General features: G+C 62.2%; 19 protein-coding genes and 1 tRNA gene. 6 read left to right on the plus strand and 14 right to left on the minus strand.

The annotated features are described in order from the left end of the window. Positions 1–10 precede the first annotated feature (10 nt). Positions 11–1924 carry a NosD domain-containing protein gene (locus tag NGM68_RS01900; protein WP_311136052.1) on the minus strand — a complete coding sequence of 638 codons (1914 nt, stop codon included), beginning with the start codon at positions 1922–1924 and terminating at the stop codon, positions 11–13. A 153-nt stretch (positions 1925–2077) separates the two neighbouring features. Here NGM68_RS01900 and NGM68_RS01905 point away from each other — a divergent pair, with 153 nt between their 5' ends. Continuing rightward, on the plus strand, positions 2078–3250 hold the full coding sequence (locus NGM68_RS01905) for an acyl-CoA dehydrogenase family protein (protein WP_252699970.1): 1173 nt from the start codon (positions 2078–2080) through the stop codon (positions 3248–3250). Between the two features lie 126 nt (positions 3251–3376). Here NGM68_RS01905 and NGM68_RS01910 read toward each other — a convergent pair whose 3' ends face one another. The 4 genes from NGM68_RS01910 to NGM68_RS01925 form a co-directional block, all read right to left on the minus strand. Next, complete coding sequence (locus tag NGM68_RS01910; RefSeq protein ID WP_252699971.1) at positions 3377–3859, minus strand: hypothetical protein; 483 nt, start codon at positions 3857–3859, stop codon at positions 3377–3379. Positions 3860–3961: 102 nt separating this feature from the next. Then, complete coding sequence (gene thrC, locus NGM68_RS01915) at positions 3962–5251, minus strand: threonine synthase (RefSeq protein WP_252699972.1); 1290 nt, start codon at positions 5249–5251, stop codon at positions 3962–3964. Between the two features lie 137 nt (positions 5252–5388). After that, positions 5389–5775 (minus strand): helix-turn-helix domain-containing protein, encoded by a 387-nt coding sequence (locus tag NGM68_RS01920; RefSeq protein WP_252699973.1) that lies wholly within the window; start codon positions 5773–5775, stop codon positions 5389–5391. Positions 5776–5855: 80 nt separating this feature from the next. Continuing rightward, positions 5856–6125: a DUF8001 family protein gene (locus tag NGM68_RS01925; protein WP_252699974.1), complete on the minus strand. Its 270-nt coding sequence runs from the start codon at positions 6123–6125 to the stop codon at positions 5856–5858. Positions 6126–6372: 247 nt separating this feature from the next. On the opposite strand from NGM68_RS01925, the gene NGM68_RS01930 reads away from it, so the two are divergent. Continuing rightward, positions 6373–6870 carry a histidine kinase gene (locus NGM68_RS01930; RefSeq protein WP_252699975.1) on the plus strand — a complete coding sequence of 166 codons (498 nt, stop codon included), beginning with the start codon at positions 6373–6375 and terminating at the stop codon, positions 6868–6870. Positions 6871–7054: 184 nt separating this feature from the next. Beyond that, positions 7055–7393 (plus strand): DUF7126 family protein, encoded by a 339-nt coding sequence (locus NGM68_RS01935; protein WP_252699976.1) that lies wholly within the window; start codon positions 7055–7057, stop codon positions 7391–7393. 507 nt (positions 7394–7900) lie between these two features. Here the strand turns inward: NGM68_RS01935 and NGM68_RS01940 are convergent. Continuing rightward, entirely contained in the window at positions 7901–8623 is a 723-nt protein-coding gene (locus tag NGM68_RS01940; RefSeq protein WP_252699977.1) for a 5-formyltetrahydrofolate cyclo-ligase, read from the minus strand. Positions 8624–8747: 124 nt separating this feature from the next. On the opposite strand from NGM68_RS01940, the gene NGM68_RS01945 reads away from it, so the two are divergent. Next, positions 8748–9062: a thioredoxin family protein gene (locus tag NGM68_RS01945; protein ID WP_256469919.1), complete on the plus strand. Its 315-nt coding sequence runs from the start codon at positions 8748–8750 to the stop codon at positions 9060–9062. A gap of 150 nt (positions 9063–9212) precedes the next feature. Further along, the gene (locus tag NGM68_RS01950; RefSeq protein ID WP_252699979.1) at positions 9213–10253 is read left to right on the plus strand and encodes a DUF4382 domain-containing protein; all 1041 of its coding nucleotides are present in this window, start codon (positions 9213–9215) and stop codon (positions 10251–10253) included. 170 nt (positions 10254–10423) lie between these two features. Here NGM68_RS01950 and npdG read toward each other — a convergent pair whose 3' ends face one another. From npdG to NGM68_RS01990, 8 genes are all read right to left on the minus strand, one after another. Continuing rightward, entirely contained in the window at positions 10424–11092 is a 669-nt protein-coding gene (npdG, locus tag NGM68_RS01955; protein ID WP_252699980.1) for an NADPH-dependent F420 reductase, read from the minus strand. 115 nt (positions 11093–11207) lie between these two features. Beyond that, complete coding sequence (locus tag NGM68_RS01960) at positions 11208–12815, minus strand: Cdc6/Cdc18 family protein (RefSeq protein ID WP_305884193.1); 1608 nt, start codon at positions 12813–12815, stop codon at positions 11208–11210. Between the two features lie 463 nt (positions 12816–13278). Then, on the minus strand, positions 13279–13800 hold the full coding sequence (locus NGM68_RS01965; RefSeq protein WP_252701360.1) for a hypothetical protein: 522 nt from the start codon (positions 13798–13800) through the stop codon (positions 13279–13281). Between the two features lie 156 nt (positions 13801–13956). Then, positions 13957–15648, minus strand: a complete 1692-nt coding sequence (locus tag NGM68_RS01970; RefSeq protein ID WP_252699982.1) for a histidine kinase N-terminal 7TM domain-containing protein — start codon at positions 15646–15648, stop codon at positions 13957–13959. 172 nt (positions 15649–15820) lie between these two features. Then, positions 15821–16105 carry a hypothetical protein gene (locus NGM68_RS01975; protein WP_252699983.1) on the minus strand — a complete coding sequence of 95 codons (285 nt, stop codon included), beginning with the start codon at positions 16103–16105 and terminating at the stop codon, positions 15821–15823. A gap of 452 nt (positions 16106–16557) precedes the next feature. Next, positions 16558–17220: a hypothetical protein gene (locus tag NGM68_RS01980; protein ID WP_252699984.1), complete on the minus strand. Its 663-nt coding sequence runs from the start codon at positions 17218–17220 to the stop codon at positions 16558–16560. 548 nt (positions 17221–17768) lie between these two features. Continuing rightward, positions 17769–18113, minus strand: coding sequence for a hypothetical protein (locus NGM68_RS01985; RefSeq protein WP_252699985.1), 345 nt, complete (start codon positions 18111–18113; stop codon positions 17769–17771). Positions 18114–19008: 895 nt separating this feature from the next. Further along, positions 19009–19082 (minus strand) — tRNA-Phe (locus NGM68_RS01990). Positions 19083–19300: 218 nt separating this feature from the next. Between NGM68_RS01990 and NGM68_RS01995 the strand changes: the two genes are divergently transcribed. Further along, positions 19301–19738 (plus strand): DUF7344 domain-containing protein, encoded by a 438-nt coding sequence (locus NGM68_RS01995; protein ID WP_252699986.1) that lies wholly within the window; start codon positions 19301–19303, stop codon positions 19736–19738. Positions 19739–20154 lie beyond the last annotated feature (416 nt).

The following is a 20154-nucleotide window of genomic DNA, read 5'->3' on the forward strand; positions in this document are numbered from 1 at the left end:
GGTCGGGTTCTCAACTCTCCAAGGTACTGCACACGTACGTATCGTACACGAAGTCGGTGTCGTCGAACAGGTCGGGATCGGGTGGCTCACAGAGCGGTGCCGTATCGACGACCTCGCCTTCGCGCATTCCGGGAACGGTGCCCGCGAGTTCGCCACGTACCTCGAGCGCGAGCGACTGGGCGAGCGTCGGCGTCCCATCGACGGTGTGAAGCGCTCCGTCGACCGGCGTGGTCGGGGTGTACGGGCGGTCGATTACGGTACCCTCGGTTATTCCGACGGCTCCCTCCCAGTAGTTTCCGGCGCCGTCGTGCGTCCAGACGCGGAGCGGCCCGGTGGTCACCTCGGCGTGGACGTCGTTGTCGATGAAGGCGTTCCCGACGACCCGACTCGTGGGCACGGTCGAACTCGCGAGGACGCCGCGCTCGTTCCCGGCGACGAGATTTCCCTCGTACAGCGAGTTGTCCGCGTTCGTCGTAAAGCCGACGCCGTTGTCTATCAGGACGTTTCGAGCGACGTAACTGTCGCTCCCGCTCATGCGGATGCCGCTGGGGGCGTCCCGGACGTCGTTCCCGACGAATGCGTTCCCCCGCGGGGCGGTCATCACGATGAGGCCCGCAAGCTCCTGGTCGCGCACGTGGTTGTCCGCGACGAGCGCGTCCGAGGTGTGCATCAGATGGACGCCGAATCGCCCGCCGAGCAGCTCGTTGTCCCTGACGACGATGTCGTGAGAGCGGTGGGTGTAGACGCCGTCCCTGCCGCCCGTGATCGTCGACTGCTCGATGACGCCGGGCGAGCGCATGGCCATGACGCCCATGAACCCCTCCCGCCACTCCTCGCTCCCGGTTATCGTCGACGATCGGACGACTGCGTCGGGGCTATCGCGCAACAGCACGCCGTTCGATCGGGTCTCGACCGTCACGTCCTCGAGCAATACGCCCGGGGCGTCCACCACGGCGATCGCGGCGTCGCCGTGGCCGTAGCCCTGCTCGACGTTGCTGTCCCAGGTGTCGGCTGCGATGTCCGCGTCGGGATCCATGAACCGGTCGCCGACGCCGGTGACCGAGAGGCCCGTGATGGCGACGCGGTCGTCGTTCACGGTGATCACCGAGCCGTTGCCGTCGCCCTGGACGAGCGGGTCACCCTCGCCGGCGAGGGTGATCGACCGGTTGATCTCGACCGTTTCGTCGTACGTTCCCGCGGGCACGACGACCGTCGTTTCTGCGGGGGCCTCGTCGACAGCGGCCTGGATCGTCGGCGCGTCCTTGCCGACGACGAGGGAGTCGGGTCGGTCGCGAAGCTCGTTCGAGCGCTCGACCAGTTCGTCCGCCGCAGCGGCCTGACCGTCGACGCGGTCGCGGACGTGGCTGGCGTCGTCGACGTCGAACTCGCGCTCGAGGACGGCCTCCCAGGGGACGACGGTGCCGCCGTAGGTGTCGGCGAAGGCGGCCGCGTCGTCGGCCTCGGAGAAGGGGATCGCGGTCTCGCCGGCGGGGGTTCTGGCCTCGCTGTCGACGACGAAGTGGGCGCGTTCGGCGTCGACCCAGCCGCCGAACCTGTCAGTGACCGGGTATCCCTCCTCGGATAGCTCGAGCTCGGTCGGGCTGTAGTCGCTGACGTACACCGCGAGCGGGTAGCCAAACTGCTGGTCGTGGGCGGGCTGTCGGCTCGTGGTGACGAACGTCTCGACGCCGTAGTAACCGACGACGTACTGGTACTGCGAGTAGAACACCTGGACGCGCGGAAGGTCGACGTCCTCGGGGAGCGCGCGCTCGTCCTCGAGGGTGAGTCCCATCGAGACGGTGTCGTCGAAGTGTACGGGGTCGGGGTCGCTCGCACCGACGTCCACGACGAAGAGACCGACGATCGTGAGACAGACGAGCCCGAACGCGAGCCCGATCCAGACTACTCGCGGAATGTCGTCCACGCGCTATTCTACGTGGTGGGCGAGCAAATACCGTCTGGTTCGCTCGTCGAAAAGGCCTGCGAAGCGGGATCGCCGACGAATTTCCCCGACCAACTCGGCAATAATTGCAACGAGATAGGAGGGCTTTTCACGACGTCCTGTGGATAGAAAACTATGCTCGATTACGTCTCCCTCGAGGCCGACCTCGACGCCGAAGAGCGCCTGATCCGGGACAGCGCCCGGGAGTTCGTCGACGACCGGGTTCGCCCCGAGATCGGTGACCACTTCGAAGCCGGCACCTTCCCGACCGAGTTGATCCCCGAGATGGGCGAGATGGGTTTTTACGCCCCCAACCTCGAGGGGTACGGCTCGCCGGGTGTCTCGGAAACCGCCTACGGATTGCTGATGCAGGAACTCGAGGCCTGTGACTCGGGGCTGCGTTCGATGGCCTCCGTGCAGGGCGCGCTCGTCATGTACCCCATTCACGCCTACGGGAGCGAAGCCCAGAAGGAGGAGTGGCTACCCAAACTCGGCTCCGGTGAGGCCGTGGGCTGTTTCGGGCTGACCGAGCCAGAACACGGGTCGAACCCGGCGGGGATGGAGACCTACGCGGAGAAAGACGCCGACGGCTACGTGCTGAACGGCTCGAAAACCTGGATCACCAACTCCCCAATCTCGGACGTCGCCGTCGTCTGGGCGAAAGACCGCTCGAGCGAGGCGACGGGCGGCGACGCGGTTCGAGGCTTCCTCGTCGAGACCGATCGCGACGGCGTGTCGACGAACAAGATCACCGAGAAGCTCTCGTTGCGCGCGTCGATCACCGGCGAAATCGGTCTCAACGGCGTGCGCGTCCCCGAGGAGAACGTCCTACCAGGAGTGCAGGGGATGAAAGGGCCGCTGTCGTGTCTCACCCAGGCGCGCTACGGCATCGCCTGGGGCGCTATTGGCGCGGCTCGAGACTGTTTCGAGACCGCCCGCGAGTACGCGACCGAGCGCGATCAGTTCGGGGGACCGATCGCCCGATTCCAGCTCCAGCAAGCCAAGCTGGCGGAGATGGCGACCCAGATCACGCTCGCCCAACTGCTGGCACACCGCCTCGCGGAGTTGAAGGAACGCGGGGATCTCCGTCCCCAGCACGTCTCTATGGCCAAGCGCAACAACGTCCGGATGGCCCGGAACCAGGCTCGAGTGGCCCGCGAGATGCTCGGCGGTAACGGTATTACAACGGATTACTCGCCGATGCGCCACATGGCCAACATGGAGACGGTCTATACCTACGAGGGTACTCACGACATCCACACTCTCGTCCTCGGCCAGGATCTGACGGGCTACGCCGCGTTCGAGTAGCGACGTCTGGTTTACTATCGCTTTTGTATCCTCACACTATAAAAATTGAAGTGCCGGGTTGTGGACGACTCGGTGGCCCACGGCGTGTCAGACGCACGCTCGAGGAATACCTGGCTTGATGGCCAGTTATTTCAGCATCGAGCGGAGGCGAGCGAGGAGCCCTGGGCTGGCCGATTCGGTTCGGTCGGTAGCGGTTGTGTCGGTTTCATCGGGGGCTGCGGCGTCAGCGAAGGCAGCTGTCGTATTGGTGCATTCGGCGTCAGCGGCGGGAACGGCGGTCTCGGCGTCGTCCCCTGTCCCGGCATCGGTAGCAGTCTCGGTAACCGCCTCGAGGATGTACTCGTACTGGTCGATCAGCGCCTGATTGCGTCGGCGCTGGTCGCGTAGCGTGCGCTCGAGGGCGGCGATGCGGGTCTCGAGGTGCAGTCGTTCGATTCGGATGGGCAGGGCGACGGTATCGGCGTGTGGGCGCTGGTGCTGTGAGTCGGCGGCTGCAACGGTCTCGGGTTGGTGTTCGGCGGCGCGAGCACGATCGATCGGGAACGTGTCGGCGGTGGCGGCGTCGACGTCCGATTTCGAGGTGTCGTCGGCTGGGTGGGTAACGGACATCGGATTTCGGGGTACCATGGCCCAGCCTAAAAGGTTCAGTCAGTCGCTCGTCAGACGCGTCCGACGGGCGTCGCTCGCCCGACGGACGGACTGTCAAATTGGCTATTTGTCTCCCGTCAGTACTGTGAGTACTCCCTCGGTGTCGGCCGGGACTGGCTCGGGCTCGCGACCGGCGGCCGCGGCGGCGTCTGGATCCTTGAGCAGGTGGCCGGTGGTGAGGCAGGCGACGCGTTCGGCGTCGTCGACGACGCCGCGTTCGCGGAGTGCTCGCAGGCCGGCCACCGAGGCTGCGGAGGCGGGTTCGACGCCAATACCCTCCTCGGCCAGGTCGCGCTGAGCGGCCGTGATCTGCTCGTCGCTGACGCTGATCGCGGTGCCGCCGGTTTCCCGTATTCCGGGGAGCGCCTTGGGTGCGTTCACGGGGTTGCCGATGCGGATGGCCGTCGCCCGCGTTTCGACCTCGTCCCAGCGCCGTACCGCGTCGGCTCCCTTCTCGATCGCTTCGACCATCGGTGCGGCACCTTCGGCCTGAACGCCCGTCAGTTTCGGGACGTCTTCCGGTTCGAGTTCGCCCGCCTGGACGAGTTCGCGGAACGCCTTGTACAGTGCCGACGTGTTGCCGGCGTTGCCGACGGGGAGGACGATCCGATCCGGCCACGCGCCGTAGTCGTCGCGAAAGCCCTCGAGGATCTCGAGGCCGATGGTCTTCTGGCCCTCCAGTCGGAACGGGTTCAGCGAGTTGAGCAGGTAGGCCTCCCCGCGAGTGGCGAGTTCCTGAACGATGTCGAGACAGTGATCGAAGTTCCCGTCGACCTCGAGAATGCGGGCCCCGTGGAGGCTCGCCTGGGCGATTTTCCCCGCAGCGACCTTCCCCGCCGGCAGGAGGACGAGCGTCTCCATCCCGCCCCGGGAGCCGTAGGCGGCGAGGGCGGCGCTGGTGTTGCCCGTGGAGGCACAGGCCAGCCGATCGACGCCGAGTTCCGCCGCGACCGCCACGCCGACGGTCATGCCGCGATCCTTGAAGCTCCCGGTGGGGTTCATTCCCTCGTGTTTGATTCGCAACGACTCGACCCCGAGGTCGGCCTCGAGTCGTGGCACGCGATACAGCGGGGTGTCGCCTTCTTGGATGGTGACGTCGACGTCGAGGGGGAGCGCCTCGGCATATCGCCAGACGCCACGCCCCGAGAAGTCATCGAACGTCGGGAGGTCGGCGTAGCGAACCTCGAGCAGGCCGTCACAGGAGTCGCAGGTGTATCGGATCGTTTCGAAGGGTGCGAACGTCTCACCACAGGCGATACACGCGAGCCAGGTGCCGTCGGCTGCCACGTCAGGCGGGGAAGCAGGCTCGGCCGTAAGAGAGAGGGAACGGGTGTGGCTGTCCTCGGTACTCATTACCCGCCGGAAGGGGAGCGAGGGGGAAAAGTGGGTGGATTGATGCGGATGCTGCCAACGCCGTGTAAAGAGTGTCGTACCATTGCACCGCCGATTGCCCGCCGACGGGTCGGCGATCGGCGTCAGTGACTACCCTATCACCCGGTTCGTTCGCCGTCGAACTCGTCGATCACACCGTGGACGGTTGCCACCCAGGCGTCGAGCGCTTCGTGGAGGATCTCCTTGGCTTCGGGCAGCGCGATCGCCGTGTACTGGTAGATGTAGCCGCCGCCGTCGAGCAGCCGTCGATCCCGGTGAGCGAGGCCCCGATCGATCAGCGTCGACAGCGACCGGTTGACCGTGCTTCGGTCACGGTCGAGTGCGGTCGCGAGTTCCTCGATCGTACTGCCCGGGTACTCGAGTAACACCAGATAGGTGCGCGTTTCGTGGTCTTCGATCCCGAATACGCAGCTCATGACCTCCCGAAACGGGGGGTCGGATTGCTCCATCAACGCCCCGAGCCGATGGCGTGGGTCTGTGGTCATAGTCCTCCTTGGGGATGTTGGGTAAAAATTCCACCTCCGTTCGACCCGCTTCGACAGCGACAGCAACGGTGCCCGGTCGTTCACGATCCCGATTTCGGTGATTCGTTCGTGTCTCCATCCGAGGCGTAGCCCATATTCCGGATGCACGTTCGCATTTCTTCGACGCTCTCGTGGCGGTGAAGCCGGGTCGGCGTGTCACAGTAGTAGATCCCGCCGTCGACGCGAAGCGTAACCTCGTGTTCGCTGCCGAGCGTCTCGAGGGTGACGACGACTCGATACCCGTCTTCGAGCAACTCGAGGATCGTTTCGGTGGATCGCTCGCCAGCGGTGATTCGGAGCGGTTCCGTCATTACGGCCGCATTCGTCGGGGGCGAAAAAAGCGCTTCTCCTCGTCGGGCGCGGCTTCGGTGTTTCGTTGGCTGCCCTGCTCGACCCCTCGCGGTCGGCCTCACTCACCGTCCCGTATTCCACAGCCTTCCTCGCTCACCGTTGCGTATCTCGCGTCGTCATCGCTCCCCTCGGAGCGTCTCGCGGTTGTGCAGCGCCGATACCGATCCGCCACACGCATACGTTCGAACTCGACGTCCTCTCGATCGCATGGCATCAGATACCACGACCCAAACTGCCGTCTCGAATCGAAACGCGCTCACACCCTGGCAAGCCGGGGTCGTCGGCGGATTGCTCGGCTCCATCGCGTTCGGCGCGATCATGGTGTTCGTTATCCCCGATCCCGTCCTCGAGGTCGCGATTCCGAGTATGTACGGTATCGAGGCAACCCCGGACAGCCCGGCTGAGGGCGCTGGCTGGGTGATCCACCTGTCACACGGTGCCGTGCTCGGCGTCGTGTTCGCAGCCATCCTGTCCATCGGAGCCGTCCGAACCTGGGTGGACACAGTGCTCAAAACGGCGATCGTTGGCCTCGTCTACGGCGTCGTCGTCTGGGCGGCTCTCGCGGTCGTCGTCATGCCGATCTGGCTCGATGCGGTCGGGTTCCCCGGTGCGCCGCCGCTGCCGAATGTGGCTCCGCTCAGCCTCCTCGGTCACGCCCTCTACGGTGTCGTGCTAGGCATCGCGTACGCGTTCCTCGAGCGTTAACAGGGACTGTTGTAACCCTGTCCTGTCGATCGCCCAATAGGGGTCGGCGGCCAGCGGTACGTAACTCCAACGATCCCTAGAAGATTCGCTGTACGGGCCGGGAGAATACGACCCGAATCGCGTCGCCCAACCCCCGTATCCACTTCGACACACACAAATCCGGGCACCCCATCGCTGTAGGTACATGAATGCAATCGTCGCCGGCCCCGACGAAGAGGGGATTGCCGACGCACTCGAGGCCGCTGGCGTAACGGTCACCCGTCTGAACCTCGACGGGCACGTGACACGCCCGATGCTCGAAGAGGCTGGTATTCTCGAGGCGGGATTGTACGTGCTGACCGACGTCGCCGAATCGACGACGATTCCGATCGTGCGTGATCTCACGGACGAGATCCGGACGGTCGTCTACGATCGGAATACGATTCCCGAGTTCGTCCGTGGCCAACTCGACCTCGCAGTTGACCCGCGACTGATCGATCCGGAGATGCTCGCTAGCGAGCTCGTCACCGATCCTGACGAGTAACCCGAGGAACCGTTCGTGGATTCGGGTCGACAATTGACACGTCCGAAAGGCCGATGCAATTAAACAGCTATGATCAATTGTGTTGTTTGTGGAATACCGGTGGTATGAACTATCTCGATGGTGAAATCGGCCGATTAAATCCTGGTTAAGTGTGGGGGAATCCCACCGAAGTGGCTGGACTGACACCCCAGTTGAAGTAACCTCCTCTCGTTGCGTCTGATGGAGGTCGACGGGCGCACCCACCACCCACAGGCACTCATGCCTTGACCCCGTGACTTCCAGCAACCCACCACAGCACCCTTCCCCACCATTGCCGCGCTGTGTGTGCGGACGCGGGCCTGCACCTCCCTCGTCCCGCACACGGCTGTCGACGGTGGAGGCTCTGCACCGGCCTCTTCCGTCCCTGCAATTTTCCGTTCTCGAGCGACTATTCGTCCTCGATCCAGTAGATCCACCCTGGCCTCAGCCACCCGCTTTCGTCGATCACCCGCCCTCACGCCCGGCCGATCACTCCCCGAGATCGACCTTGAGGGACTGCAATACCGGAATCTCCTCGAGACGCGCCTCTGAGAGACGATCCCAGTCGATTCCAGACGGCTTCGTCGACGCGTCGGGGCGGATCACCCGCTCAGGCGTGACGACCAGATCCATTGGTACGTCGTGGTCGTCGGCCTCGATGTCCTCGCTCGAGCGGTGCTGGCGCTCGTGAATCGTCGTCGCAACGGGCGTCTCCGCATCGACCAGTCCCAGTTCTCGGAGGATCGCGTACTCGAGGTCGCTGTACCCCTCGCCCTTGCCAATGCGCACGCCGGCTTCGCTCACCGCGACGCTTCCGGAGACGATCAGGTCGATCGGTTCGACGTCCGCCGGCACGACCTGCACGCCGTGTTTTGACGAGCCCGACACCGTGGTCGCCTCGTCGTAGTCCTCGGGGTCGAGGACGTTCGGGTCGAGCTCGAGAAAGCACGCTTCATCGCGTAGACGTGGCACGGCCATGTAGACGGTTTTCCCCGCCCGAAGCGCGCGGCGGCGGACGGGAAGCTGTGGAGCGTCGGGGTTCGCCTTGATCGTCTCCGCCTCGCGCCACTCGGGCTGGTCGGCCAGGCGGCCGGCGGCTTCGCTCGCACCCGCGAAGTTCGGGATGCGGCCGTGGGGTGGAAACGGAAATCTGGCCGTTCCGCTCCCCTCGAGGTCGTCCCACACCGCCTCGCGAATCGACTGTTTGTCCATGACGGCCGTGGGGCCTCCGCGTAGTTGGTTCCTTCCCTCAGTTACGGGGGACGAATTCGCTGTGCGATCGTTTCAAACGGATCATTAGTGCCGGCGTGACCGGAATTCCGGCAAGCATACACAGGTGGGAAACCCTTATGCGCAACGGGCGGAAAGGGTCGATAACGGTATGACTGTTACGCTCAAGGACTTCTACGCGGATTGGTGTGGCCCCTGTAAGACCCAGGATCCCATCCTCGAGGAACTCGAGGACGACTGGGACGGCCGGTTCGAGGTCGAGAAAGTGAACGTCGACGAGGAACAGGACGTCGCCAACGAGTACCAGGTTCGGTCGCTGCCGACGCTCATCATCGAGAACGACGACGGCATCGTCGAGCGCTTCGTCGGTGTCACCCAGCGCGAGGACATCGAAGACGCCCTTGAGAGCGCTGGCGCGTAGCCCTTCTCGGATTCGAGTTGTCGTCACGTCACGAGCCGTCGGTTGCCGCTCACTCCTCGAGTGGCTAAACTGGATGAACCAAATAAACGATTCGTGAATTATCTGGAGTATCTGACTGTTATAGGGGTGGTGCGTTCAATTGATCTCGTAATGCCCCCATCGGATCGATCGGAGACGACAGCTCGAGACCAGCCCGATACCCACACACAGCGACTGAAACGCCGGACGTTTATCGGCGCAAGCGGCGGTGTCGGTGCAACGCTGCTCGCTGGCTGTACCGCAGAAAGCGACCCGATCGGTGACGATTCCGACGCCGAATCGCCCGATAGCGACTCGTCGACGGACGACGACTTGAGCGGCGAGAACGGGTCGTCCGGGAATTTCCGCCTGCTAATCAGCGACCTTCCCGCCGACATCGGTGACTTCGACTCACTCGATGTGTCGTTCGACCGGGCCCGGATCTTCAGAGCGGGTGGGGACGACGAGGACGAATCAGCTGACGATGACAATGACGATGCTGCCAGCGCCTCCGACACTGACGAGGCGGATGACACCACTGGCGATGACGACGGTGGTGACGACGAAACCGACGGGGAAGCCGACGGTGATGCTCGAGATGACGAAACGAACGGCACTGGTGACGGCGACGATGACGAAACCGAGGACACTGGAAACGACTCGAACGGACGCGGGTTCTTCGAACTCAACCTCGAGGGTGCGACCGTCGACCTCACCCAGGTCGTCGGCGGCAAGGCGATGAAAGTCTTCGACGGCGACCTCGAGCCGGGCCGGTACAACAAAATCGAACTGTACGCTGCCGATATCGAGGGTATCGTCGACGGCGAGGTTGCGGACGTAAAGATCCCGAGCGAGAAGCTCCAGATCGTCAAACCGTTCGAAGTGACGGAAGAGGATCCTGTCACGTTCGTCTTCGACATCAACGTCGTCAGGAAAGGCCACGGCGGCTACAACCTCCTGCCGGTTATCACGAAAAGTGGCGTCGTCGGCGAAGACGTCGACGTCGAGGAGATCGATCCGGAAGACGATGGCGACGGCGAAAACGAAGACGAGACCGGCGACGACGATACCGTAGAGGAAGACGACGCGGCTGACGACGCTGTCGAAGACGATGGGGAACAGTCTGACGCGCCCGGGGAAGGTGAGGCGGACGACTCGGACGAAGACGACTGACACACAGGCGTCCTCGAGCCCGACTTATCACTGCGAGCCTGACTGACCGCTCTCAGCCCGATTGCTGATCACGGTAGCAACCGCTCGAGGCACAGCCAACAGTCAAATACCGGTCTGGCCCTCGAGAACACGGATCTGGTTCGGTTCGGAAATCGATCGTCGACCGGTACCTAGTGGAACCGGACGCCGACGTCGCGCATCTCGTCGTTGTACCGGGCGATGTTGATCACGAGTGGCGTCACGCTCTCGACCTCGGCGGCATTGGCGATCGGTCCGACATCGAGCGCCCGGATCCCGTCGATTTCCTCGGCGAGGCGGCCAACGGTCGCCTTCGCGTCCGCGTCGTCACTCACGAGGAGCGTATCCACGCCGAGATCGACGTCCAGATTCGAGAGTTTGGCCGCAGCGAGGTTGTGGAACGCTCCCACCACGGGTACCTCCTCGGGCGCGCGCTGGGCGACCAGCGCGGTCACGCTCCCCGTCCCCGGTGGGTGGTAGTGCAGCCCATCCTCGTCGCCTTTCATCCCGACTGCGGGACTCACGAGAATCGTGTCCGCGTCGAGTTTCTCGGCGACCGACTCGACGGTGTCGCCGACGTGATACGGCGGGACGGCGAGGACGACGATGTCCGCCCGGTCGGCCGCCATTTCGTTGACGAATCCTTTGACGCTCGCCTCGATGCCGCGTTCCTCGAGTTCCTCGACGTACGCCGTCGCGCTGTCTCGCGCCTTTTCGGGGTCTCGAGAGCCGATCAACACGTCGTGGTCGGTGTCGTGCGCCCAGCGCAGCGCCAGTCCTTCGCCGATGTCGCCGGTTCCACCGAGGAGTGCGATTCGCATACTACATCGTCGGTGCGCCAGCGGGGTTAATGATTAGGTCTTCGGTCGCATCTGCCGGGGTCGTCACTCGTCGGCTGGAGCGTCACACTCACGACACGACCACGAACGGAAGAACTCAGTTCTCGAACCGTGCCTGCACGAACGGCTGGACGTCGTCGATGTCCGAGAGGCGAGAATCGGAGATCAACACCGCCTCGGTCTCCTCAAGGGGCACCGAGAGGCTGATCTCTTTCGTGCGGCCGTAGCGCCCCTTGGAGACGACGACGGCGTTGACGATGCCCAGCATGTCGAGTTCGCTGATGAGGTCCGTGACGCGTCGCTGGGTCAGGATGTCGGCGTCGATCTCGTCACAGAGCCGTTTGTAGATGTTGAACACCTCACCGGTGTTGATGCTGTGAACGCCGTTTTTCTCCAGCGAGATGATCGAGAAGAGGACGAGTTTGCTCTGGGTCGGCAGGGTGCGGACGACCTCGACGACACGGTCGAGTTCGATCTTGTCCTGGGCCTGGCGAACGTGCTCTTCGACGATGGTCTCAGACTGGGCGCGCTCGGCGAGTTCACCCGCGGTTCGAAGCAGATCGAGCGCGCGTCGGGCGTCCCCGTGTTCCTGGGCGGCGAACGCCGCACACAGTGGGATGACGTCCGGCGAGAGAACGCCCTCTTTGAACGCGACCTCCGAGCGATGCTGGAGGATGTCGCGCAGCTGGTTGGCGTCGTACGGCGGGAAGACGATCTCCTCCTCACCGAGGCTCGACTTGACCCGGGGGTCGAGGAAGTCAGTGAACTTCAGGTCGTTAGAGATGCCGATGATCGAGACCCGCGAGTTCTCGAGTTCGGAGTTCATCCGTGAGAGGTTGTACAGGGTGTCGTCGCCCGACTTCTCGACCAGTTTGTCGATCTCGTCGAGCATGATGACGACGACCCGTTCGGAGTAATCGACCGCGTCGAAAAAGACGCTGTAGACCCGATCGGTCGGCCATCCGGTCATCGGTACCTCCTCGAAGCCGTCTCGGTCGGCCTCGAGGGACTCGATTTCCGCCTCGACATCCTCGGCCGTGTCGAAGGGCTCCTCGGCGAGGGGGTCGGTCTGTGCGTGTGGCGTGGACGCGTCGTCGGCTGCGTCGTCGGATGACGACTCGACCTCATCGCTGGTTGATTGGTCGTCGACGTCGTCCACTGTGGCCGCTTCGTGCTCGGTTTCGCCGTCCGTTTCGACTGCCTCCCGGAGGGACTCGAGTTCCTCGATGCGCTCGTCGATGCGCCTTTCGTTCTCCTCGATGAACTTGTTGGCGAGCTGTGCCAGGACGCGATACTGGGTGTCCGTCACCTCGCAGTTGATGTACTCGACGTCACAGGGCACGCTGTACTTCTTCGACGTGCTCTCGAGTTCCTTGCTGACGAACTTCGCACTCGCAGTCTTTCCCGTCCCCGTTTTTCCGTAGATCAGGATGTTCGACGGCGTCTCTCCACGGAGCGCGGCGACGAGAATCGTCGCCATCTTGTTGATCTGATCGCTTCGATGGGGGAGTTCGTGCGGGGTGTACGATGGTCGTAGCACCTCCTTGTTTTCGAAAATCGGTTCGCCGCTCAGCAGGTCGTCGAACAGGCCCTGATTCGACTCCTCGTCGTCTCCATCACCCTCGAAGCTCATCGTGAACCCGACAGGTGTGTGTGGGTCTGTCGTCCGCCCTGTATCTGGTGTGTCTGAGTCCTCGTCTGACATTCGTCGTACACATACCCCCTCGTTTCGTGTGGAGCGCTCCACCCAGAACGACACGAAAACCCCGTTAGGCGCCGGTTATCGCATGTCCTGTGTATGGCCTCTCTCTTACGGAGTCCAGTTGATGCAAACGAACCAGAGGGACACATAGGTAATAAACGCTTCCCTTCAACGCGAGTGACTCTCTGGTTCGGGCTAGTCCGTACGAGTTCTGTTGGCCATCGTCGATTATCCGAAACGGTCAATATATCCCTTCTAGAGCAGTAATTCGGCAGAATTCAATTATGCCCGTTCATCAGAACGTGAAATTATGTGTGGGTTTACTGTTCAATTCCGAGATGTGATCCCCGAATCGGTATGCTAAACCCTCCGTTTCACCTGGAACGGCACACTCGTACCGACCGATGCGGTGTAAGCGACGCTTCAGATGGCCGATTGTGGGTCGCGGTCGTGGTTGCAGGCGTTTCTAGAGATCAGGATCGGATGTATCCGAAAACTGGTCGACCGCGTCTTGTGTTTGTCGTTGTGCGTCGTCGTACGCGGCTCCGAGTGCGATCAGGAACCCGACGATGGCAGTCACGATGGCGATGGCACCGACCGCGACGACGGCGAGTGACAAGACGGGCCCCGAGAGCACCTGTGCGGACGTCAGGAGGGCGATTGCGGTCACTGCCGCAATGAGAGTGACCAGACGACCGAACCGACCGGTATCGAATCCGTCTGACCCACCGTCGTCGTTCTCGAGGAGTTCGTTCAGGATACCCCGATAGGCACCGTCGCCAGTGGCGTCACCGAGGGAATGAATCGAGTGCGCGACCCACAACCCGGCGGTGAGATTGAGCAAGGCAACGAAGGAGACGACCGCTACCTGACCCTCGAGGAATATTCCGATCAAAACCGCATTTGCGAACGTGAGCGTCATCAACCCGTGTACGAGGAGCGAACGGGTGCCAAAGTCCTCGAGCGCTGTAATGTGTGCTACTCTCATGCTATCCATAGACATACAGCGGGTATGGCGTTGCTCCCTTACAGTGTCGGTATCGAAGGGGTGATCTCCGATGGCACTGGAAGCTTTCTACGGGTTTAGTACGGAAATTGCCACGCTGACGGACACCCACTTCGGGCAACAGCCACCCCTCGACGTTCACTCGTACAATTCGTCTACCAGCTCGACACCGGTGAACTCGAGTCGCGCTCCGCCTGTCGCCCCTTCGGTCGCGCGAACCGACCAGCCGTGGACGCCGACGACTTTGTGGACGATGCTCAGTCCGAGCCCGGTTCCAGATGGTGAGTTGGTGTAGCCCTTCTCGAAAATTCGTTCGCGTTCGCCCACCGGAAACCCGCAACCGGTGTCCTCGATGTAAAAGCCGTCTTCGAGCGGCCCGATCGTCACCTGGAGTGGCTCTGACTGCGCTTCGGCGCTCTCGCCGTCCCTAGACTCGCTGTTCTGCCCCGACCTCTCGTGACCGACTGCGCGGTCGCGACCGGTATTCACTTCGGAAGCCCCGTGCTCGACGCTGTTTCGAAAGACGTTCTCGAGCAACTGTCGAATTCGATCCGGATCGCCGATGATCGTTTGGTGTGTTTCGACGGAAAGGTCGGCGTTTGGGGTCCAGACGTGCATCCACGCCCGATTCGCCAGCTCCCCCAGATCGACCGGCGACTGGGCCTCGAGCTGTCGACCGGTGTGTGCGAGTTGCACCAGGTCGGTGACGAGTTCGTCGATCCGGTTCGCCGCGCCCAGCACCTGGTCGACGTGCTCGATGTCGCCCGTGTTGATCGCCAGATCTGCGCTCCCTCGAATTTCCATCAGCGGCCCCTGTAGATCGTGGGAGATCATCCCGGTGAAATCCTCGAGTTCCTGGAGCGTGATCAGCGTACTGCCCGACTCGGTGCCCACGCGGCTCGTTCGGATCTCGACGTCGCGGTCGACCCCATCGATCGTGAACGTGTGCTCGGCGACTGTCGAACCGTCCGTGCTGGGGAGCACGTCGGGCGCTTGCTCGCCCAACAGCGCCACTGGCTCCCGGCCGAGGATTCGTGCAGCCGATGGGTTGACGTCGACTACCCGGCCGTCCGCATCGACCACGACCATTCCGAGCTCCATCCGTTCGATGAGTTCCTTCCGGCCGAGCTCGCGCGTCGCCGGGATCAGTCGAACGAAATCGTAGCGAACGATGATGCCGACGGCGATCGCACTCGTGAGCAGGATTCCGAGCGGTGTGATCGCAAAGCCGTTTGGTGGGACTGGCAGGAAGAAGAGCACGTCGGCAACGATGCCGATCGAGATTGCCCCCGCGAGGGTGATTGCCTGCCACCGGTAGACGTGGTCGGCGACCACCGCGTATCGGACGAACGCACCGACGGCGACCACTGAGAGGACGAACGCGTAGGCGATCCAGGGGACGGCGATGAGCCCGTACTCGTATGCGACGTGCTGGGGCGTCGACGCTGCCGTCACGTTCGCATAGAAGCGTCCGTGGAGGTCGTCGGTCAGCGCCAACAGGAGTGCCCCGAGCGCCGGAAGGGAGATCAGGACGCGACGCCCTGGCGTCAGCCACTCGTCGTAGCCGGTGTACTCGAGCGCGAAAAACAGCAGTGCGACGGGGATGATCGTGATCCCGACGTACCGGATCTGGAGCAACGTCGCCGAGACGGTGAACGACGTCGTCGCGTAGTTGAGCCCTGCGGTGATCATCCAGACGACGTCGCCAACGAGAACCACGACGAGCCAGATAATGCCGGGTTGCTCTCGACGACGATAGGCGAACACGGCGAGCCAGATGCCAATCGCCGCACCGAATAACTGGACGAGTGCCAACAGCGTTAGCGTCATTGTTCTGCCACCACCACACCGGTCGTGTGCCTCGAGTAACCGGAGTTATCGTCAGATTGGACTACAGCTAAATGTACGTTCTGCTCGAACGACTGACGCGTGGCTATCGCTCGGAGACTCAGGCGGACGATTCGGGCAGAAAATTGGTGGGTTGGGTGGGGCCGTTACGGCATCATCGCGTCCGCTGTCGACTCCAGCCTCGCATCGACAACACGATCAACAGGAGAGCAAACACGGCGACGAGGAGCCACTGGCCGGTCCACGTCTGGGTGAACTCCGCGAACATTCCGAGGAGATCCAGCCCAAACGCTTGCCCGAGGGCAAACAGCAGCAGGATGAACCCGACCAGTGCGAGCGCGATCCGGAGGAGACTCCGGGTGATCATTGTCGCCTCGGACTCGGGCGACTGTGACGCGTTACGCGTGTCTGACTCGGCCTGGTGTGTATCCTGGGCCATGTGCGACTGTTTACTGTCCCCCATTACTATTATTGGCGCGCTAGCAACTGTTCGAATTCACAAAACAAACCGTGACCATCACGAAACCAGCCAATAACGTCGCTGAAGTGATCTACTCGTTCCGGCGATTCTCCCTCGTCTGGGCGGACGTGCAGGATCTGCTCGCCGTCGGCTCTTCGGTCTGCGGTCGTTCGCTTCGCCTTCGGTCTGGATCTCGGAATAGACGCCTCTCGGGTTCGAACCGGCACAGCATCTCTTCAGAAGCCGTTTCAACTACTTTCTCTGGCACCCGCGGGCGGCCCGGCGGTAGTCCATACTGATCCAACTCCAACTCTGTCCAGCCTCACCGGTACATTCACGCCGTGTCGTGGTGCGGGCGGAACCCGAACCCAGTCACGCGGTGGCTTCCATTTATACCCAGTGGCGAATTCAACGATGCCGTCGCCCAGGAATCACTCGAGGTGCGGAAGGATCTCCTCGCGAAGATACTCCAGATACTGGGCCGAGTCGAACGACGATGGCTGATAGAGTTCCACGTAGCCGCTTCGAGTCGCGGTCATCTTCACATCGGCTCCATCGAATTCGTACGAGAGCCCGACCTGATTCAGTCTCGAGTCCGCCAGAATACTGTCCATACTGTCCCGGAGATCCTCACCGTGAAAGACGCCGTTCGTCCCGTTCTGTCCGGTTCCGAAGAAGCCCGCTTTCCACGGCGTCGCGTCCGCGTGGGCGGTGAAGAACGCGTCGACATCGAGCGAAACGCGCTCGATGTCCGTGCCGGTCTCTTTGCCGATCAACTCGAACGCGAAGGCACTATCGCCGCTGTTTACGGCGACGAACTCGCCCGGAACGCCGACGAACTCGGCGTAGCGCGTGACGATCTCCTCCTGTTCGGCGACGTGGATGTCGCCGTTTTCGATGCTCGTGACGGTTTCGTTCACGATCGCGTCGATAGCGGCCCGCCCCTCGAACGCCATGTCGCCGCCAGGGAGCGAGAACACGCGATCGATCGTGAGGCACTGCTCCAGTTCGTGGCCATCCTCCGAGATCGTCTCGGTGAACGAGTCGACGACCTTGAACGTCCCGTCGACCAGCCCGAGCACACCTGCTTTCATACACAGGTATCAATTTTCATTCCACTTTAATGATTGATATTCTGCCTTCCGAATCGGTGTCGTATCCGAAGGTGGCGCAGTGTATCGATTTCTGCTGTACACCTGCATCGGCGACTCGAGTGTGACAGGGCCGTTACCCCGGAGGACTGATCCGATTGGATGATCCTGCTCGTTCGAACTGCTTCCTGTTTGAAGCTGCCTGATCTGGCTCCCGTGGATTGGAACCGTTTCGACGACTTACCGACCCTCCGTTGAACAGGTGTAGCGGATTCGAACTCCGAACGATTCACTGCCGTTCGTTTGTATTCTCATTCGCTTCGCTATCCTCGCACCGTTTCGGCGTGCTCCAGTTGGTCGCTCGGGCATTCCCTACACCTAGTATGAGCGTGGCGCATTCGAGACGTAATGATGGAGAATCAATCGTTCCAACACTGGTTCCGGGGCACGGACGGGAAGTCGACCGGCCACTCACGTCGTCGATGGTTCTGTCGCCCAAATTCGACTGCGTGATGGTGTAGGCGATAGCACAGCCGAGAACGATGATGGACTCATTCGGTGACGGTCACCGTTCCAATCGACTCTCTGTCACCGGCACTGAGCGACTCATCAACCTCTATTTGACCCGCCAGGTCGTACTCGCCGGGTTCGTCGAAAGCGCGGGTGAATTCGTACTCTGAACCGCTGAATCCGACGCAGTCCGCACCGCCGTCGATCGTTCCCTCGCGCGTATCGACCGCCTCACCGTCGACCAACAATCCGGCCGTAAACGCCGCTTCGCCGCCGAAGGTCGCCACCCCGAACGTCACCGACACTGACTCGCCGACGGCCACGGTCTCGGGCTCGAGGCTAGCGTCCGCCACGTCGAGATCCGTGTTGTCCAGGTAGTGGTTCACCGAGAGGGATTTTCCGCATGAACCTCGCCGTCCGGATCGCGCACTCTGACTGTTCCTTCCCTCACGCTGGAGGGTGCCCGCTCCGTGAGGTCGACGCTCCAGTGTCCGCGTTCGTCCGGCTCTGTAGGGATTTCCCTGACGACTTCTCCCCCATCGACTATCTCGAGCGTCAACGCTTCGTTGCATTCTTCGGCGCTTCCACTGACTGTGCCCTGACTGACCTGGCCGCTGTCGCACCAGTACTCCACGCTCAACCGTGCGCTGGAAATGCTCGCGTCCGTACACGTCTGTTCGGACAGGCAACCGGCGGCAACGAGGAATGGGGAACAGGCCAATCCGAGCAAATCACGTCGATTCATTTACCTGTCCAGGGTACCGGGGTCGATAATAAATACTTTCTGTCAGCTATTCCGTTCGGAGCCCGTGACAGTTGTTAAGGCGTGTAACCCAGGTAGGCCGCTTCGTCCGTATTCGTTATCGCTCGAAGGAAATCACTGCCTCCCGATCTGTGCCAGGAAGCGACGTCCTCATCGCTCACTTGCGGGAACGGGGACAGCTTGCTCTTCAGTCAAGTGCAGTCGCTTCTCGAGTGAGCATCGCGTAAAAGCCGGATGCCGCCTCCGTTTATGAACCACACCGAGACAGTCCGGGTGTATGGCTCGCTTCGCTCGCCATTCCGGGCTGTGACTCGTCTGGTTCAAATCCGATCGGATCGCACACTCACGGCTCGCGAGTTTGCTCGCCGTGAGAAGTCCGCCTCCCGGATTTGAACCACGCGAACACGGTCGCTCGCTCCGCTCGCGCTGCGTGTTCTCTACCTCAAATCCGATCGTTGGCAGATTTCTCCGCTCAGGGTTCGGTCGCGTCGCTCCCTCACAGGTTCGCGGAGAAATCATGCCGCCTCCCGGATTTGAACCGGGGACAGCTCGATCTTCAGTCGAGTGCTCTCCCAGTCTGAGCTAAGGCGGCTCACCTCAACGTCCGTCGATGATATAAAAAAGGATTTCGAATGCCGTTTTTCCTCGCTACCATATCCCACTAACGGCTTCCATTACCATCGCCACAACCGTCATTGCTCGAGTCTCACTACACTCATCAGACCCGATAGTGGCTCGTTACGCCACTGTATGTTGGAATTTCGGATATTCAAGACACCCTTTTCTGGGCAGCACACGAACATACCGTTCATGGAAGCGCTTCCCTCGAGCGAGGCAGACGAGCAGCTCACCGCTGACGTGATCCTCGAGCTGCTCGCCAACCGCCGTCGCCGATACCTCCTCTACGCGCTTCGTGGCCGAAACGAGCCGATCGAGCTATCGAAATTGGCCGAACAGGTTGCCGGCTGGGAGCACGACGTACCGCCCGACGAGGTCGCGAAAAACGAATACAAGAGCGTGTACGTCTCGTCCGTCCAGTGTCACGTCCCGAAGCTCGCCGATGCGGGCGTCGTCGACCACGACGCGGACAATCACACGGTCGTCCTCGCCGACCGGTTCGAGCAACTCGAGCCGTATCTGCGCGTGGTCGTCAAGGACGAACCCGAGAATTCACGCCTCTACGACGCACTCGAGGTCGAAGGTGGCGACGGCTTTTTCGGACAGCTTCGCCAGCGACTTAGCTCCTGATTTGCGTCCGTTGGGTTGTCCTCGCCTTCGCCCTCCTCCGCTCCGACGTCGCTCTCGCACTCGAGCGCCAGCGTCGGTCGTCACGGACGCGACGTGACCCACAATTCGCTGGGACAGGCAGGCGTCGTCGCTATCCCTCGTGGACGGCGCTCGGGCACGCAGACGCTGCCATTGATCCGTCTTCGGCCATGTGGGATCATCGAACGTGCGTTTGGTGGCTCGAGCGGCCTGGACTCTCTTGCTACGCCCGGTAATGGTCACGTATCTCGCCCGTCGTCCCGTCGTTCACGGTTCTGGGTTTTCTTGGTTGTTAGTAACGGTCGTGCGTGTGGGCTCGAGCGGGTTCGAATCTCTCCCAAACGGTCGCTCTCGCCTTCGCTCAGGCTGCGTTTTGCAGGGTACGAACCGGCCCCACG

This window comes from Natronosalvus vescus (genome assembly GCF_023973145.1).
Taxonomy (GTDB): Archaea; Halobacteriota; Halobacteria; order Halobacteriales; family Natrialbaceae; genus Natronosalvus; species Natronosalvus vescus.